Origin of the sequence: Mycolicibacterium canariasense (assembly GCF_002101555.1) — a bacterium.
GTDB lineage: Bacteria > Actinomycetota > Actinomycetes > Mycobacteriales > Mycobacteriaceae > Mycobacterium > Mycobacterium canariasense.
Genome location: NZ_LQOL01000056.1, coordinates 23,632 through 40,060 on the forward strand (window position 1 = coordinate 23,632; position 16,429 = coordinate 40,060).

Sequence of the window (16,429 nt, forward strand, 5' to 3'; positions counted from 1 at the left end):
ACGGGGACCTGCAGAATCCTCAGCGAGCCGGAGCACCACGAAGAACGCGATGGTTGCCCGCCGCCCAGCGTGATGACGGCGACCCCGGCGTAGCGTAAATGCCCTGCACGGCGGTCAACCAATCGTCGTTCCGAAAGGGCTGTCGCCGTGGGCTGTTCGCCGGCGATTCGGTGTGGTTGCCCGCGCTTGCCCCCTGGTTGACATCGCGTTCTCGTAGACCCATTCGTATTCTTGTGCGACCCGCTGCCAGCTGTAGCGGCTGCGGGCCCGGGCACGACCGGCCGCGCCCATACTCATGCGCGCAAAGGGCTGGGCGAGAAGCATTTTGATGGCTGTGGCCAGATCCCGGGACCGACCGGGCCGAATCAGCAGGCCCGTGACGTCGTCGATGACGGTGTCGGCGAGTGCGCCGGTGTCGTGTGCGATCAGCGGGATTCCGGCGGCCATGGCCTGCAACACCGTCGAGTGATCGGTGCACAGTGCGGGCGTGCACGTGGCGATGTCGGCGCGCCTGAGCCGGGCCAGTGCCTCTGCTGGGGTGCGCACCACGAGTTCGACGCGGTCCTGCACCCCGAGCGCGTGGGCCAGCTGCGTCCCGGTATCCAGGTGGTGGTGTTGCGGCGGGCGACCGATGCCGAGGAACCGGGCTTCCGGCACGGCCGGCAGGGTCCGTATCACCGCGTCGAACCCGGGATCGAGATCGTCGGAACCTGCCAGGCCTGCGATCAGGTGTTCTGGTCTGTCGGACCGCTCGCCGGGGGACGCCTCAGCCGACAGCCACTGCTCGAACCTCTCGACGTCGATTCCCCCGGCGATGACCGACGTCCGGCGGCGTGACCGGCGCAGCCGGGCAACGGTCTCCAGCTCCTGACTGGATCCGGTCGTGACCCAGCTGGCGGTCCGTGCCACCAGCGCCGCCAGCCGGGTCTGCGCGGGTTTGGCCATGCCGACGCGCGGGCCGAGCGGTGCGGTGCCGTGAAAGGACTGCACCGTCGGCAGCGCGTGCCGGTCGGCCGCGAGCTGGGCGAGAAGTCCGATCGGCCAGGAATGCGCCTGCACCACATCGGGGCGGTCCCGTTCCCAGCCGACATCCAGCTTGGCGGCGAGTTCGCTTGGGCCGCCGGTGATCGTGACGACATCCGATGCGGGCAGTCCCGGCGCGTCCGGCTCGTCGTCACCGAGGCTGTACACGGTCACCTGGTGGCCGGCCTGGCTGAGCAGCCCGGGCAGCCACCGGCTGTGCTCCGATGCCGCAGAGAACTGCCGGACCGAGCCGATCACCATCGCGATCTTCACTGGGCCCCCTGAACCGCGGCGTGGATGACCATGAGGTGCTACCCGATCGCGCGGCGCGCGCAAACGCCGTGCGGCCAGCTCTTCGCATCGCGGTGCAGTGTTTCGCTGCGCGGACCGTCACCACGGTTGGCGCGGGGGTCAGCGCGGACGGGTGGCGATCGTGGCGAGCCCCAATCCGGCGGCGGCAAGCCAAAAGGCGTAGGTCGCGGTCCACATCGGCATCGTGACCGGCATCTGGGTTGCCAGCTCTGCGCGGAGCGCCCCGAAATGGGTCTTCCAGTACGCGGCCGCCAGCAGGCAGGTGAGCACGAGGCCGACGATCCGCACGGGCCATCCGGTGAAGCGGCGCCCGCGGAGCACCATCGCCAACGCCACCGCCGTCACCACTGCGACGAACAATGCCGTCCAGCCCAGCAGCAGAGTGCGGTCGGCCACGCGTCGGCACACGTACAGCCCACCGCATTCGGGCGGCGGTGCCAACACGGTATAGGCGCCGACGACGAGCGAGACGACGGTACATATCGCGCCTGCCGCCCATGCCGCGCGTCGCAGCGCGGACGCCGCGCGCCCCGCGCTGCGGGCCTCGTTCACACTCAGCAGGTTAGCGGATTCGCCCTGACCCGGCCTGACAACGTCGCGATGGGACTGGTGTCCAGGTTTGCCAACAGGTCGCGCGGGTCGTCGTAGATCACCTTGGCACCGGCACAATCCAATTCGCAGGTGCCCACCCCGCCGCTGCGCAACCCGATGGTGACCACACCGGCGCGCCTGGCGGCCAACGCATCCCAGGTCGAGTCTCCGACGAACACCGCGCACGATGCCTCGACCCCGGCCCGGTCCAGCGCCACGTGCACGATGCCGGGGTCGGGTTTGGCGACGTCGACGTCGCGCGAGGACGTCACCATGGAGATCACGTCGTCGCAGTCCAGCACCCGCCGCAGCAGCATCAGCTCGTCCTCCGGGGCCGACGTGGCCAGCACGACTTGCATGCCCAGGTCGGAAACCCGGTGCAGCAGTTCACGCGCACCGGGCAGCACCGTCAGCAACGAGGCCATCTCACGGTAGAACTGCCCGTGGTGATCCTTGAGCCGGTGTTGGACGGCCTCGTCGGCGCCACGCGCCAGGGTGCGGATCAAGGTGTCGCCGTCCATGCCGATACAGCGATGCACCCGCCAGCCGGACACGGGCTGATCCTCGACCTCGAAGGCGCGTACCCACGCGTGCACGTGCAGGTAGTTGGAGTCCACGAGCGTACCGTCGACATCGAAGAGGACCGCAGGAACATCCGAAGAGGCCGGCCGCATCGTCTACTCCTTTTGTCACGTCGAAGTGTTCGAGGCATACCCGATGCCCGGGTACGGCAAACTGGTGGTCAGCGCACTGCGGGACGAAGCGGAGCGAAGGCGAAATCGGTGATCCCGTCGACAGGGTCGACCGCAGCGCGGAAGCCCAACCGGGTGGCGGCCCGGCCGGGATCGGCGACGATATGCCGGACGTCACCGCTGCGGTAGCGGCCGGTGATTTCCGGTTCGTCACGCCCACGCGCCGCGCACAGCCATTCGGCCACTTCCCGAATGGCCACCGGCCGCCCGGAACAGACGTTGAACGCTTCGAACCCGTCCAACTCGGTGTCGATCGCCGCGAGGTTGGCGGCTGCGACGTCGTCGACGTGGATGAAATCGCGCATCTGCCCGCCGTCTTCGTAGACCTGCGGCAGCCTCCCCGCCTCCAGCGCCGAACGGAAGATCGCCGCCACACCCGAGTAAGGGGTGTCGCGCGGCATGCCGGGCCCGTATACGTTGTGGTAGCGCAGTGCGACGACCGACGCGCCCGTCGCCTCGGCCCAGGCAAGGGCGTAATGTTCTTGTGCCGCTTTGCTTGCCGCGTACAGACTGCGCGGTCGCACCGGTTGATCCTCGTCGACCAGGCGCCACCGTAGCGGTTCCCCGCCGTGTGGGCAGCGGTGCTCGAAGACACCTCGATCCAGGTCGATCTCGGTGCGCGGCAACGGGTCGACGGGCCCATGAACGTCACAGTCATACCGTCCCTGCCCGTACACCACCATCGAGGAGGCGAAAACCAATCTGCGGCAGCCGGTGGCGTACATCTGCGCGAGCAGAACCGCGGTGGCGTAATCGTTGTTGGCCGCGTAGGAGGGCGCGTCGGCGGCGTCGACGCCGGCCCCGACGACGGCCGCCTGATGACAGACCACATCGACACCGCGCAACAATGCGGCCACCCCGTCGGCGTCACGCAGATCGAGGCGTGTGCAATGGTGCGGCACCTCGGCGCCGCGACCGTGGGCCGTGGACAGCATGGCATCCACGGCCACCACCTCGTGCCCCGCGGTGCGCAACGCACCGGCGATGCGGCCACCGATGAACCCCGCGGCGCCGGTCAGCAGAACCCTCATCGGCTCAGGTCTCCTCCGCGAGCGGCAGGCGCACTTCGAATCGGGCGCCCGTGCCCAGGTTGTGCGCCGACAATGTTCCGCGGTGGGCCTGCACCAAACCCGCCGCAATCGCCAGTCCCAACCCGGATCCACTGGGCAACGACGAATCGGCGCGGGGCACACGGCCATTGGAACCGCGGTAGGCGATGTCGAAAACTCTTGGCAGGTCCGTTTCGTCGATGCCGACACCGGTGTCGTCGACGCGGGCCCACGCGCCGAGGTCGTCGCGACCGGCTGTCAGCTCCACCCGCCCGCCCTCGGGGGTGTGCGCGATCGCATTGGCGACGAGGTTGGACAGCACCCGCACCAGGGCACGCCCGCTGCCGACGACGTGCACCGGCTGCGGCGGCAAGCTGGCACGCAGTTGCACTCCGGCACGTTCGGCCGCGATCCGGTGTGCGGCCACCACATCGTCCACCACCTCGTCCAAGGCGACGGTGTCCAGCGCCGGTTGCACCGCACCCGCGTTGATCTTCGACATCTCGAAGAGGTCATCGACCATCTCGGAGAGCCGGATCGATTCCTGCTCAATGTGTTCGGCGTGTTCTCTGATTTCGGCGCCGTCGACCAAGCCGTCGGCGATGGCTTCGGCCACCGCCCGGATCCCGGCCAGCGGTGTTCTCAGATCGTGGCTGACGAAGGCCACCAACCGGCGCCGGGATTGCTCGGCGGCCCGCTCGGAATCGCGGATCTCCTGCTCCCAGACGGTGCGGCGGGCCTGGTACCGGGCCAGCATGACCGCGGCCGGGATGGTGACCACCGAGACGATCACCAGCACGACCGCGGTGCGTTCGAAGGTTTCGGTGATCATGAAGCCGCTGGCGCCGAGCACACCGGTGAAGGTGGCCAGCGTCGGAATCAGCACCAACGCCACCATGCTGACCGCCAGCGACCAGGAGCGTGCCAACCTGATGGTGAGCGCGCCGGCGATGACCACCGGCACCGAACAGGCGAGCGCCCAACCCACGATCTCCCACACGTCGGTTGCCGGCATCGGCTAGCCCTCCCCGCTGATGTGTTCGGCGGTGCCCCAGAGGTATCCGCGCCCCCAGACGGTCTGGATGCGGTGGTGGGTACCGAGTTTCGCGCGCAACCGCTTGATGTGCACCGTGACGGTCGACATGTCGCCGAAGTCCCACTGCCACACCAGCTTCAGCAGCTGATCGCGGGAGTGCACCGCATCGGGGTGCGACATGAAGAAGGTCAGCAGATCGAACTCCCGTGCGGTCAGGCTGACCGGCCTGCCATTCGCCGTCACGGTACGGGCGGCGGTGTTCAGCCGTAGCCCTGCACAGTGCAATTCGGTGGGAAGTTCGGCCGGCGGCGGTGTGCGGCGCAACACCGATCGGACCCGCAGCGCCAGCTCACGCGGGCTGAACGGCTTGGTGAGGTAGTCGTCGGCACCGGCCTCCAGGCCGGCGATGCGGTCATCCTCCTCGCCGAGTGCGGTCAGCATGATCACCGGCATGCCGTAGTCGTCGCCGCGGCGCAGGCTGCGGCACAAGGTCAGACCGTCCGGGCCGGGCATCATCACGTCGAGGATCGCCAGGTCGATCTGCACGGATTGCAGCAACCGCAAAGCCTCCGCGCCGTCACCGGCCGCGGCCACCACGTGGCCGTCACGTTCCAGATAACGGCGCACGACGTCGCGGACCACGGGGTCGTCGTCGGCGATAAGTACCCTCGTCACCCTTGCGACACTAATGCGCCGACGTCACGACCTGCAGCGATGTCACGGACTTGTCACTATTGCGCCCTTTCCATGCCCCCGCGGCAGGCATACGTTCGATGACATGCGGCAAACCAGGGTGACGGTGGTGCTGCCTTGTCTGAACGAGGCGCAGTCCCTTGCCGGCGTGCTGGCGGCCGTCCCGCCCGACTACCTTCCGCTGGTCGTCGACAACAACAGCACCGACGACACCGCCGAGGTCGCCCGCGCCCACGCCGCCGACGTCGTGCACGAACCCCGGCCGGGCTACGGGGCCGCGGTGCACGCCGGGGTGCTGGCGGCGCAGACCCCGATCGTCGCCGTACTGGATGCCGATGGTTCGCTGGATCCCGCGGCCCTGCCGGCGCTGGTGGCCGAACTGGACCACGGCGCCGACCTCGCGGTCGGACGGCGCCGACCGACGCCGGGTACCCACTGGCCGTGGCACGCCCGGCTGGGTACCGCGGCGGTGTGTTGGCGGCTACGCCACCGTCACGGCCTGCCGGTGCACGACATCGCGCCCATCCGGGTGGCCCGCCGGGACGCCCTGCTGGCGCTGGGAATTGCCGACCGGCGATCCGGGTATCCCCTGGAGTTGTTGGTGCTCGCGGCGCGCAACGGTTGGCAGGTGGTGGAACGTGATGTCACCTATCGATCGCGCACCGGCGGCCGGTCGAAGGTCAGTGGTTCACTGCGCGGCAGCGTCACCGCGGCCGTGGATTTCTGGCGGGCCATCACATGAGCGCACCGTGTCCGGTGAACATCGTCGTGGTGGCCAAGGCGCCGGTGCCCGGTCTGGCCAAGACCAGGCTGGCGGCCACCATCGGTGCCGAATTGGCAGCGGATTTCGCGGCGGCCGCCCTGCTGGACACCCTCGACGCGGTGGCCGCCACCCCGGTGTCGGCCCGCACCGTGGTACTCACCGGTGACCTGCGCCGGGCCAGCGCCGCCACCGATATCCGGGATCGGTTGCAGACGTTCACGGTCATCGGACAGCGCGGCGCCGATTTCGCCGAACGGCTGGCCAACGCCCACCGGGACGCTTCCCGCGCCGGATATCCGGTGCTGCAAATCGGTATGGACACTCCCCAGGTCAGTGCCGCACTGCTGGCCGAATGCGCCGATGCACTGCTCGGCGCCGAGGCGGTACTGGGCCCCGCAGAGGACGGCGGCTGGTGGGCGCTCGGACTGTCTGACGCATCCGAGCCCGACTGGTTGGCCACCGTGCCGATGTCCCGGCCGGATACCGGTGCGCGGACCATCCGCGCCCTGCGGGGCCGCGGCCTGGATGTACGCCTGCTGGCGACGCTGGCCGACGTGGACACCGTGGACGACGTGGAAACGGTGCGGCGCCAGTGCGGCACCGAAAGCCGTTTTTCCCGTGCGGCAAGCGCTTTGGAGGCATGATGTACGGCAATCTGTACGAGCGCGCGCTCACCGGTGAGCGATGCTGGATCCGGCACACCGACGGCAGCGTCCATCGCCTGCCGATACACAACTGGCTGGGAGGTCGACACGCCGACGTGCGATTCGACCGGGCGGTGCTGGACCGCTGCGACGGACCCACGATCGACCTGGGCTGCGGGCCGGGGCGGCTGGTAGCCGACCTGATCCGCCGTGGCATTCCGGCCCTCGGTGTGGACGTGTCGGCGACGGCGGTGGAATTGGCCCGGCGCAGCGGCGCGCCGGCGCTGCTACGCGACGTATTCGGCCCCCTTCCCGGCGCAGGACGGTGGCAGACGGTGGTGCTCGCGGACGGCAACATCGGACTCGGCGGTGATCCGGTTCGGATTCTGCGGCGTGCCAGGGACCTGCTGTGTCACGGCGGGTGCTGCCTCGCCGAATTCGACTCCGCGCCCGGGGGAATCCGCCACCAATGGGTGCGGTTGGAATCGCCCCGCACGATCGGCCCGTGGTTCCGTTGGGCGACAGTGGGATTCGACAATGCTGCACGCGTCGCGGGCGAGGCGGGTCTGTCCATCATGGGGATCCATCCGATCGGTGACCGGATGCTGGCCAGCCTGGTCCCGCGATGACCGCCGTGCGGGGGACCGCGGTGACAGCGCGCGTCGGCATCGCGCTGGGTGTCGCCATCGCGGTGTGCTTCGGCACCGGACTGCTCAGCCATCTCATCCAGCATCCGGAACCGTGGTTCTCCTGGCCGACCCGGCCGGTCTGGCTGTACCGGTTCACCCAGGGCGTCCATGTCATCGCCGGTATCGCGGCCATCCCGTTGGCCATCGTCAAACTGTGGTCGGTGTGGCCGAAGCTGTTCGAGCGTCCGGTGATCGGGGGCCTCACCCGCCAACTCGAGCGACTGTCGATCCTGGTGCTGGTCGGATCGGTGCTGTTCGAATTGTCCACCGGCCTGCTGAACATCGCCCAGTGGTACGTGTTCGGGTTCTTCTTCACCACCAGCCACTATGCGGTGGCCTATCTGGCGGCCGGCGCGGTGCTGGTGCACATCGCGGTCAAACTGCCGGTCATCCGCCGGGTGCTCGGTGATCCGCTCGACGACGTGGCCACCGGCGGCGCAGTCGGGCCGAGCCGGCGCACCGTGTTGCGGGGCACCTGGCTGGCGGTCGGGGTCGCGACGTTGGCCACTGCGGGACAGACTGTTCCGCTGCTGCGCCAGGTGTCGGTGCTGGCGCCCCGGTCCGGGGCGGGGCCGCAAGGGCTTCCGGTCAACCGCACCGCGATCGCGGCGGGTGTCCTGCGCCGGGCTTACGCACCCGATTACCGGCTCACCGTCGTCGACGGAGCCACCGCCCGGGCGTTCACAGTGGCGGAACTGACCGCGTTGCCTCAGGTGACGCACCGGCTGCCGATCGCTTGCGTCGAGGGTTGGAGCGCGAACGCCGACTGGACCGGTGTGGTGCTGGCCGACCTGCTGGCTGCGGCCGGCGCAGGACTGGGCCGCGACGTGCGGATGGTCTCCCTGGAACCGCCCGGCCCTTATTCGCGAACCGTGCTGCCCGCGGCGCATGTGCGGGATCGGATGACCCTGATCGCGTTGCGGGTCAACGGCGAAGCGCTGCATGCCGACCACGGCTATCCGTGCCGGCTCATCGCACCGTCGCGTCCCGGTGTGTTGCAGACCAAGTGGCTCAGCCGAATCGAGGTGATCCCGTGACCGCCGTGCGGGGGGTGCTGGTGCTGGCGGGTGTCGGGTTGGCGGGGTACGGCGCATGGCTGCTGTCGGAGCAACCGCCGGTGATCCTGCTGCGCATGCTCACCTGGGCGCTGGCGGCCGTCCTGATCCATGATCTGGTTTTCGCGCCGCTGTGTACGGCCGTCGGCTGGACGGGCCGCCGGATCCTCCCGCAGCGCTGGTGGGTGCCGGTGGCGGTGGCCGGGTTGTGCACCGTCGTGCTGCTCGTCCTGGCGATCCCGGTGTATGACAAACCGGGGCTGCGGCCGGACAACAACACGGTGTTGAACCGGGATTATCCGCGGGGCCTGTTGATCAGCCTCGCGTTGGTGTGGTGCGCGGTCCCCGTGTATCGCTTTGCGTTGGGACGGCTACCAATTCGTCAGAATAAGGTGGTTGAGCGCCAGCGCACCGACGACGTTGACGGTCAGCCACCAGCGGCGTGACGAGGCGGGCAGCAAGGCCCCCGCCGCGGTGAGCCACACCGTGAACGGCAACCAGATCCGCTCGGTCTCGGCCTTGCTCAGCATGCTCAGATCGGCGCACACGATGGCCAACAGCGCGCCGATCAGCACCAGTACAAGGCCGCGGCGCTCGCGCAGCACGGCACGGTCGAAAGCCCGGCTCAGACCTGCGACCGAACCCAGACCGATCGCGCAGACCACCGAGGCCAGGTTCGCCCAGACCCAGTACGCGAACGGCCGGTTGGCCGCAATGCCCTGCCAATATCGTTGCTGCACCAACGTATAACCGTCGAACCACCAGAATCCAGCAACCGCGAACGCGCCGACGACCACCATCGCGGCGACGGCCGAGGCGGCCAGCAACCGGACCGCCGTGCGTCGGTCGGTGGTGAGCAGGACCGCCAGCGCGAGAAATCCCACCAGGACGAGCCCGTAGTTGAGGAAGATGCCCCAACCCAGTAACAGGCCCGCCACCAGGCCCAGCGGTAGCGGGTGACGACTGCGGGTGGCCAGGGCCAGCAGTGCGATGCCCCATGCCGCGACTCCGGCGTAGTAACCGTCGGCCGATACCGCGATCCAGATCGCCGTCGGCGCGACCGCCACAAAGGGTGCCGCGGCCCGGGCCTGGTCCTCGCCGGAGAGCGCGCGGACCGTCACGACGATCGCCGCTGCGGCGCTGGAGCCGATGAGCAGGCACCACCATCCGGCCCACGCACCACCGCCCAGGCCCAGTCGATCCAGCCAGACGAAGGTCAGCAGCGCACCGGGCGGATGGCCGGAGACGTGGGTGATCCACGAGTCGGGCTGGAAATCGAGAATCCTGGCCGAGAAGGTGCGGACCGCTTCGGGGATGTCGGTGACCGTCGGCACCTGGCGCAGGTACTCGTGGCGAGCGGTCAGGCGTCCGGCGAACCCGCGCTGCCAGCCGTCCACCATCGCCAGCGCGAACGCCCAGCAACATGCGGTGGCCCACGCCACCCACGGCACGGCCCGCCACGGGAGCCGGTCCAGCACCGATGGTCCCCACAACACGGCCGCAACACCGATCAGCACGGCGAGGCCCGACCCCCACCCGACATGCGCGTCCCACCATCCGAAGATGGGTGCGGTCTGGGCGAAGGCCTTGATCTGTTCGGCGGAACTGTGGATCAGCGGGGTGACACTGCCGAGGTGCAGATGGGGCACCACGAAAGCGGCGATCACGAGGATCAGACCGGCACCCGCGGCGGCGGCTTCTCGGCTACGGACCTTCACACCTACCCACGTTATGGGACGACGGCCCGCTCAGTCCTGACAAAACGGTGACGTTATGGCCGGTCCGGCCCGCCCTCACGAACAGTCGAAGCAGACCCGGGCATCCTCGTCGGCCATGTTGTGCCGGTGATGGACCAGAAGGCAACGGCTGCAAATGAATTCGTCGAACTGATAGGGCAGCAACCCCACGGTGTCGCCGCGGCGCGCAAGATCGTGAACCATGGTCACGGGCGGGGTCCTTTCCGGTGCAGAATCACTGGCTTCGAACGCTGTGGTGATGATGCCCGCCCCGCGCCCGTGATAAACCGGTTACCGCCGGCGTAGCTCGATGACGGGGATCACCCGGCTGGTCTTGGCCTGGTACTCCCCGAATCCGGGGGCCCGCTCGACGATGCGGTCATAGGCGGCGTCGCGTTCGGCCCGCGGTAGTTCGCAGGCCTGGACGTCATAGCTTTCGGTGCCGATCTCGATATGGGCATTCGGGTCGGCCCGCAGGTTGTGCAGCCAAGCAGGATCGTGGTCCGAGCCCGCATAGGAGCCGACGATGAGCAGCTTTCCGTCCAGCTCGAACGCCATCACCGGGTTGATCCGGGTTTGACCCGATTTGGCGCCGGTGGTGTGCAACAACAGCAAGGTGTGCCCCTCGAAGGGGCCGCCCACCTTGCCGCCGTTGGCTCGGAACTCGGCGATGATCGAGTCATTCCAGTTGTCCGCCATGGTGATCCGCTCCTCGGTCCGGTGCTCAGCTGCCGGGCCACTCTCCGGTTGCTCGCTCGAACATCCGGGCTCCCTGGCGGTCGATTACCGTCTTGACGACGGAGAAGATGACGCCCTGCAGGGCTGCGGCCAGCAGTATCTCCCGGAAGGAGTATTCCGTCTGCAACGCACCGGGCGGGTCGGTTTGCTTGTTGTTCCCCGCCGACCGGGCGGCGAGTTTCCAGACCTGTTTGAAGATTGCCCCGGCGACCAGGCCGCCGGCCACCGAACTGGCCAGGCCGACCGGCCGGTACAGCACCCGGGCGGCCACACTGGGCTTGTTCGCGGCCATCGTCACCGTCCTTGCTTTTTGCGTTGCCAGATCAGAACGCCGACAACGGCGGCCGCTACCACCAGGGCAAGCGGGACCTTTCTGGCCGCGGCGGTGTCCTTCGTGTCGCGGGCCCGGTCGACGATGTGCTCCTTGGTCGCCAGCGCCGTGTCCTGGACGCGCCCCTTGACATCCAGCCGGTCCGACAGCGCGCCCACGGTTTCGCCGAGTTCGCGGCGCGTGTGCTCGATATCCCGCTCGATGTCGTCGACGGTGGCGTCGGCGCGCAACTCCGTGCGCGGTTGCTCAGGTTCGGTCATGGCGCGCTCCCTTCACCTCGTCGATATCGGTCTTGACGCTGGTGACGACCTCGCGGGCCGCCGGGGCCAGCTGCTGTGCCTCCTTTTTTCCGACCACGCCGGCAACCGCTGCGGCAATGAACAGCACCGCCGCGACGATCAAGCAGGATCCCCACACCGGTACGACCAGCGCCAGCGCGGCCACCGCGGCGGCGACCACGGCGAGAAAGCCGGTGCCCGCCAGCAGTCCCGCCGTGCCGAACAATCCGGCGCCGACGCCGGCCCGCTGCACCGACGTCTGAAATTCCTTCTGCGCCAACAACATCTCATCGCGCACCAACCGGGACGTCTGGGCGGACAGCTGGCTCATCAGTTCGGTGACCGATGCCTCGTCCGCCGGCCGGTGTGCAATGCTCGCCTCGGCCATCACACCATTCCCTTCGCTTCTCTTCGCTCACGATCTTCTCCGGCTGTGCCCGGGCGGAGGCGGCGTTAAACATCGGGGCACGCCTGAATCAAGATCACCGTGAGTTATGACTTGGCCATGCCGACTGGGTATTGTCGGTTCTGTCACTGAAGCAGACGGTCAGCGCGACCAGGGTGACCTTCATACGTACTTTTTGAAGGACGTGATCATCCATGCGCGCCCCCTTGGATCCACCGCCCATGACGGCACCGGTTGCCGTTCCCGCCGGGTTACCCGGTGCGCGGCTGTCGTTGTTGCTGGTCGAAGATGACCGCGCCGACGCCTTGCTGGTGGAGGAGCTGATCGCCGACACCGCCGCCAACATCGACTTCGTCTGGTCGCAGTCGATGGCCGATACCGAGAGCAAACTTGTGGCGGCCCGGCCGGACTGCGTGTTGCTGGATCTGAACCTGCCCGATGCCGACGGCATCGACGCGCTGCATCGGATGGGCAAACTCGATCCGACCATCCCGATCATCGTGCTCACCGGACTCAACGACGAGCACTTCGGTGTCTCCGCGGTCGCCTCGGGTGCGCAGGACTACCTGGTCAAAGGGCGGGTCGACCCGGATACGTTGCGCCGCGCGGTGCTCTACGCCATTGAGCGCAAGCGCGCCGAGCTCACGGCGGTGGACCTGCACGCCAGCCGGCTGCGTGCGGCCGAGAACGCGCGGCTGGAACGCGGATTGCTGCCGCTACCGCTGCTGCTGGACCAGCCGGGCGTCAACATCGTCACCCAATCCCTGCCGAGCCGGCGGGAGGCCCTGCTGGGCGGCGATTTCTTCGATGTGGTGCAGACCCAGGACCGCACGGTGCACGTCATGATCGGCGACGTGTCCGGACACGGCCCGGATGAGGCCGCACTCGGCGTCGCGCTGCGTATCGGCTGGCGGGCACTGACCTTTGCCGGTCTGCGCGGAAACGACCGCATGCGGCAGCTGGACCGGATCCTGATGACCGAACGCCCAGGCCGCGGTACGTTCGCCACGCTGCTCAGCGTCGCGCTGGACCCGGACACCGGAGCCTTCGATGTGGTGCGTGCCGGACATCCCGGCATGCTGTTGCACGGGGCGGGCACCGTGGACTGGCTCGAACCGCCGGCCGGACCGGCGCTGGGGCTGGGCGCCACCGACTGGCCGGTCAACCGCCTGGAACTGCCGAAGGATCACGGTTTGCTGCTGCTCACCGACGGATTGTTCGAAGGCCATTCGGGGCGCGGGGAGGAACGCCTCGGGGAAGAGGGGTTGCTGGCGCTGGCCCGCTCGGCGGCCGAACTGCCGGGCCCGGACTTCGTGCACGCCCTGATCAGTCAGGCCGATGCGCGGGCCCGACCGCACGGCGGTCTCACCGACGACATCGCGGTGATCCGAGTCGAGCGCGATGGCCGCGAGCCTGGGCCGACTCGATGAAACTGACCGTACAAGGCTGGCAGAACCTGGTGCTGTCGGTGGTGGGGTTGGTGGTGCTGTCCGGTGCGGTAGGCGGTGCGGTGCTGATGAGCCGGACCGACCAGGTCGCCGCCGAGCTGATCGACCACATCCAGCCCGCGCGGGTCGCCGCCTACGAACTGCAGGCCGCCCTGCGGGATCAGGAAACCGCGGTGCGTGGATATGCCATCGCTGCCGACCCACAGTTCCTGACTCCCTACCAAGGCGGGCAACGCACCGAAGCCGCCGCGGCGCAGGACATCCGGGACTACCTGGCCGGCCGCCCCGACCTCATCGGCGATCTCGACGCGATAGAGCACGCGGCGAACGACTGGCGTATCGGTTATGCCGAACCCCTGATCGCCCGTGTCACCCCGGGGCGCCCCGCCGTGCTCGACAGCGGTACCGCCGAGCGCGGGAAGAGCGAATTCGACGCACTCCGTGAGCTTTTCGATGTCCAGAACGGGCATCTGGGGCAGGCGCGCAGCGCGGCGATCGACGAGCTGAACTGGGTCCGTAGTTGGCGCGACGGTGTGCTGGTGGCGATGGTGGTGGCGTTCGTCCTGATGGGGGTGCTGCTGGCGGTGATGGTGCGCAACGCCGTCACCAGGCCGCTGGACCTGCTTGCGGCGTCGTGCCGGCGCATCACCGAGGGCAATTTCGGCGAACGCATCGTGGCACGGGGACCCAGGGACATCAGGGCCATCGCGGCTGACGTCGAGGATATGCGCCAGCGGATCGTCGACGAGCTGGCGTCCTCCCAATCGGACCGGGCCGCCCTCGACGAACAGGCCGAAGAGCTGCGGCGGTCCAACGCCGAGCTGGAACAGTTCGCCTATGTCGCGTCCCATGATCTGCAGGAGCCGTTGCGCAAGGTCGCCTCGTTCTGCCAACTGCTGGAAAAGCGCTACGGGGACAAGCTCGACGAGCGTGGCGTGGAGTACATCAACTTCGCCGTCGACGGTGCCAAGCGCATGCAGGTGCTCATCAACGACCTGCTCACGTTCTCCCGCGTCGGACGGCTCAACGCCACGCACACCGAGGTCGACCTGGGTGCCACCCTGGATGCGGCGTTGAAGAATCTGTCGGTGGCCGTCGCCGAATCGGGAGCGGAGCTGATCCGCCCGCCCGCCTCGCTGCCGTCGGTCGACGGTGATCCGACACTGCTAATCATGTTGTGGCAGAATCTGATCGGCAATGCCGTGAAGTTCCACCGCGAGGGCGTGGCACCCCGGATCGTGATCGATTGCCGGGAGGGCAGCGGCCCCCACGCAGACTACTGGGTGTTCACGGTGTCGGACAACGGCATCGGGATCGGCGAAGAATTCGTGGACAAGGTGTTCGTCATCTTCCAGCGGCTGCACGGCCGGGATGCCTACAGCGGCACCGGTATCGGATTGGCCCTGTGCAAGAAGATCGTCGAACACCACGGCGGGGCCATCTGGATCGACACGTCCTACACGGACGGCACCCGCTTCGTCTTCACGCTGCCCACCACCCCCACCACAGAACCGAACGTCATCCCAGAGGCCGTCTTGGAAGGAAGCCGCGAATGACCCTGCCCGAAGGTAGAGCAATCGACATCCTGCTGGTCGAGGACGACCCGGGTGATGAGCTGATCACACGGGAAGCCTTCGAACACAACAAGATCAAGAACACGTTGCATGTGGCGCACGACGGCGAGGAAGGGCTGGACTTTCTGTATCGACGTGGCCCGTATGCCGACGCCCCGAGGCCCGACCTGATCCTGCTGGACCTGAATCTGCCCAAGTACGACGGACGGCAGCTCCTGGAGACGATCAAGTCGGATGCCGAGCTGTGCCACATTCCGGTCGTGGTGCTGACCACGTCGTCGGCGGAGGAGGACATTCTGCGCAGCTACAAGCTGCACGCCAACGCCTATGTCACCAAGCCCGTCGACCTCGATCAGTTCATGAACGCGGTCCGGCAGATCGACGAGTTCTTCGTTCAGGTGGTCCGGCTACCGCAGTTCTGAACCTCCGGTGGGCCGCCGGGAACCGCACCGATGTGGTCCCACTGCATCCGCACCTGGGTGCCGGTCGGCGTGGTGTCGATGGCCGCCCGGTCGGACAGGGCGTGCATCAACGGAATGCCGCGCCCCCGAGCCGGATCGGTGATCGTGGGGTCCTTGGGTCGCCAGGTTCCCTCGTCGGCGACCGTCACGGTCAGTGTGCCCAGCTGCTGGTCGTGATCCGCGTTGAGGTGCATCAGACCGGGCTGCTCGATGTCGACGTAGGCGAATTCCGCGGCGTTGGCCAACGCCTCGTTGACGGCCAGCACGATATCGCTGGCCTTGGTCGAGTCGAGCGTGAAATTGCCGCGCAGCCACTCCGAAAACTCGTGGCGGACAACGGCTGCGCGCTCGGGCGCCGCTGTTACGCCGATCCGCGTAAAGCGTGCACCTGACTGCGCTGCGTCTACCATGTCGACTGCGGATTACCCGATCGTCGTCCGTTTTATGTCGTGACCGCGCTGAGGGCTTCGTCGAGCGTGGGAAACACGTCGACGACGTCGGCAATCCCGACGAGCTTGAGCGGCCTGCTGGTCGCCGGCCCGTCCGCCACCACGGCGAAGCGCACGGCCGGTGTCAGGTCGCCGTGGGCGGCCACCAGCAGACCCATCCCGGCAGAAGCCAGGAAATCAACCGCCGCCAGGTCCACCACCACGGCCTGTGGCGACGTGGCCGACGCCGCCGAGAGCGCGGCTTCCAGTCGTGGCGCAGTGAGCATGTCGAGCGTTCCGGTCACCGAGATCACGCTGACCTCACCGATCCGCTTTTCTTCGACCGTGCAGCTGGGTGCGCCAGCGGCGCCCGGCTCCGGCTGGTCAGTCATCGCCACCTCCGAGGTGTTCTTCGCTACTCC

Annotated in this window: 22 protein-coding genes; 8 read left to right on the top strand and 14 right to left on the bottom strand. The window is 68.1% G+C overall.

Annotated elements, in window-relative coordinates:
* Window positions 1–114 precede the first annotated feature (114 nt).
* From AWB94_RS19265 to AWB94_RS19290, 6 genes are all read right to left on the bottom strand, one after another.
* On the bottom strand, window positions 115–1,296 hold the full coding sequence (locus tag AWB94_RS19265) for a glycosyltransferase family 4 protein (protein ID WP_062657811.1): 1,182 nt from the start codon (window positions 1,294–1,296) through the stop codon (window positions 115–117).
* 138 nt (window positions 1,297–1,434) lie between these two features.
* A complete protein-coding gene (locus tag AWB94_RS19270) occupies window positions 1,435–1,887 on the bottom strand; it encodes a hypothetical protein (protein WP_062657810.1) in 453 nt (150 codons plus the stop codon).
* 2 nt (window positions 1,888–1,889) lie between these two features.
* On the bottom strand, window positions 1,890–2,600 hold the full coding sequence (locus AWB94_RS19275) for an HAD family hydrolase (protein WP_062657809.1): 711 nt from the start codon (window positions 2,598–2,600) through the stop codon (window positions 1,890–1,892).
* Window positions 2,601–2,668: 68 nt separating this feature from the next.
* Window positions 2,669–3,709, bottom strand: coding sequence for an NAD-dependent epimerase/dehydratase family protein (locus tag AWB94_RS19280; RefSeq protein WP_062657808.1), 1,041 nt, complete (start codon window positions 3,707–3,709; stop codon window positions 2,669–2,671).
* Window positions 3,710–3,713: 4 nt separating this feature from the next.
* Complete coding sequence (locus AWB94_RS19285) at window positions 3,714–4,742, bottom strand: sensor histidine kinase (RefSeq protein ID WP_062657807.1); 1,029 nt, start codon at window positions 4,740–4,742, stop codon at window positions 3,714–3,716.
* A 3-nt stretch (window positions 4,743–4,745) separates the two neighbouring features.
* Window positions 4,746–5,438: a response regulator transcription factor gene (locus tag AWB94_RS19290; protein ID WP_062657806.1), complete on the bottom strand. Its 693-nt coding sequence runs from the start codon at window positions 5,436–5,438 to the stop codon at window positions 4,746–4,748.
* A gap of 103 nt (window positions 5,439–5,541) precedes the next feature.
* On the opposite strand from AWB94_RS19290, the gene AWB94_RS19295 reads away from it, so the two are divergent.
* The 5 genes from AWB94_RS19295 to AWB94_RS19315 are packed head-to-tail and all read left to right on the top strand — an operon-like array spanning window position 5,542 to window position 9,053.
* On the top strand, window positions 5,542–6,198 hold the full coding sequence (locus tag AWB94_RS19295) for a glycosyltransferase family 2 protein (protein ID WP_062657805.1): 657 nt from the start codon (window positions 5,542–5,544) through the stop codon (window positions 6,196–6,198).
* On the top strand, window positions 6,195–6,863 hold the full coding sequence (locus AWB94_RS19300) for a TIGR04282 family arsenosugar biosynthesis glycosyltransferase (protein ID WP_062657804.1): 669 nt from the start codon (window positions 6,195–6,197) through the stop codon (window positions 6,861–6,863). The genes AWB94_RS19295 and AWB94_RS19300 overlap by 4 nt, the downstream gene beginning before the upstream one ends.
* Window positions 6,863–7,492 (top strand): methyltransferase domain-containing protein, encoded by a 630-nt coding sequence (locus AWB94_RS19305; protein WP_062657803.1) that lies wholly within the window; start codon window positions 6,863–6,865, stop codon window positions 7,490–7,492. Before AWB94_RS19300 ends, AWB94_RS19305 begins: the two co-directional genes overlap by 1 nt.
* On the top strand, window positions 7,489–8,589 hold the full coding sequence (locus AWB94_RS19310; protein WP_062657802.1) for a molybdopterin-dependent oxidoreductase: 1,101 nt from the start codon (window positions 7,489–7,491) through the stop codon (window positions 8,587–8,589). The genes AWB94_RS19305 and AWB94_RS19310 overlap by 4 nt, the downstream gene beginning before the upstream one ends.
* A complete protein-coding gene (locus AWB94_RS19315) occupies window positions 8,586–9,053 on the top strand; it encodes a hypothetical protein (RefSeq protein ID WP_062657801.1) in 468 nt (155 codons plus the stop codon). Before AWB94_RS19310 ends, AWB94_RS19315 begins: the two co-directional genes overlap by 4 nt.
* Here the strand turns inward: AWB94_RS19315 and AWB94_RS19320 are convergent.
* The 6 genes from AWB94_RS19320 to AWB94_RS19345 form a co-directional block, all read right to left on the bottom strand.
* Window positions 8,979–10,325 carry a hypothetical protein gene (locus tag AWB94_RS19320; protein ID WP_062657800.1) on the bottom strand — a complete coding sequence of 449 codons (1,347 nt, stop codon included), beginning with the start codon at window positions 10,323–10,325 and terminating at the stop codon, window positions 8,979–8,981. The genes AWB94_RS19315 and AWB94_RS19320 overlap by 75 nt on opposite strands.
* 75 nt (window positions 10,326–10,400) lie before the next feature.
* Window positions 10,401–10,547, bottom strand: coding sequence for a DUF4193 family protein (locus AWB94_RS19325; protein ID WP_234811808.1), 147 nt, complete (start codon window positions 10,545–10,547; stop codon window positions 10,401–10,403).
* Window positions 10,548–10,634: 87 nt separating this feature from the next.
* Window positions 10,635–11,042 carry a nitroreductase family deazaflavin-dependent oxidoreductase gene (locus AWB94_RS19330; protein ID WP_062657799.1) on the bottom strand — a complete coding sequence of 136 codons (408 nt, stop codon included), beginning with the start codon at window positions 11,040–11,042 and terminating at the stop codon, window positions 10,635–10,637.
* Window positions 11,043–11,067: 25 nt separating this feature from the next.
* Complete coding sequence (locus tag AWB94_RS19335) at window positions 11,068–11,373, bottom strand: DUF4235 domain-containing protein (RefSeq protein ID WP_062657798.1); 306 nt, start codon at window positions 11,371–11,373, stop codon at window positions 11,068–11,070.
* Between the two features lie 2 nt (window positions 11,374–11,375).
* Complete coding sequence (locus AWB94_RS19340) at window positions 11,376–11,672, bottom strand: DUF3618 domain-containing protein (protein WP_062657797.1); 297 nt, start codon at window positions 11,670–11,672, stop codon at window positions 11,376–11,378.
* Window positions 11,659–12,078 (bottom strand): phage holin family protein, encoded by a 420-nt coding sequence (locus tag AWB94_RS19345; protein ID WP_062657796.1) that lies wholly within the window; start codon window positions 12,076–12,078, stop codon window positions 11,659–11,661. The genes AWB94_RS19340 and AWB94_RS19345 overlap by 14 nt, the downstream gene beginning before the upstream one ends.
* Before the next feature lie 212 nt (window positions 12,079–12,290).
* Between AWB94_RS19345 and AWB94_RS19350 the strand changes: the two genes are divergently transcribed.
* The 3 genes from AWB94_RS19350 to AWB94_RS19360 are packed head-to-tail and all read left to right on the top strand — an operon-like array spanning window position 12,291 to window position 15,540.
* Entirely contained in the window at window positions 12,291–13,526 is a 1,236-nt protein-coding gene (locus AWB94_RS19350) for a PP2C family protein-serine/threonine phosphatase (RefSeq protein WP_062657795.1), read from the top strand.
* Complete coding sequence (locus AWB94_RS19355; RefSeq protein ID WP_062657794.1) at window positions 13,523–15,100, top strand: sensor histidine kinase; 1,578 nt, start codon at window positions 13,523–13,525, stop codon at window positions 15,098–15,100. The genes AWB94_RS19350 and AWB94_RS19355 overlap by 4 nt, the downstream gene beginning before the upstream one ends.
* Window positions 15,097–15,540: a response regulator gene (locus AWB94_RS19360; RefSeq protein ID WP_062657793.1), complete on the top strand. Its 444-nt coding sequence runs from the start codon at window positions 15,097–15,099 to the stop codon at window positions 15,538–15,540. Before AWB94_RS19355 ends, AWB94_RS19360 begins: the two co-directional genes overlap by 4 nt.
* Here AWB94_RS19360 and AWB94_RS19365 read toward each other — a convergent pair.
* Together AWB94_RS19365 and AWB94_RS19370 are read right to left on the bottom strand one after the other, a co-directional pair.
* A complete protein-coding gene (locus AWB94_RS19365; protein WP_062657792.1) occupies window positions 15,513–15,989 on the bottom strand; it encodes an ATP-binding protein in 477 nt (158 codons plus the stop codon). The two genes, AWB94_RS19360 and AWB94_RS19365, sit on opposite strands and share 28 nt — an antisense overlap.
* Before the next feature lie 32 nt (window positions 15,990–16,021).
* The gene (locus AWB94_RS19370) at window positions 16,022–16,399 is read right to left on the bottom strand and encodes an STAS domain-containing protein (RefSeq protein ID WP_062657791.1); all 378 of its coding nucleotides are present in this window, start codon (window positions 16,397–16,399) and stop codon (window positions 16,022–16,024) included.
* Window positions 16,400–16,429: the final 30 nt, after the last annotated feature.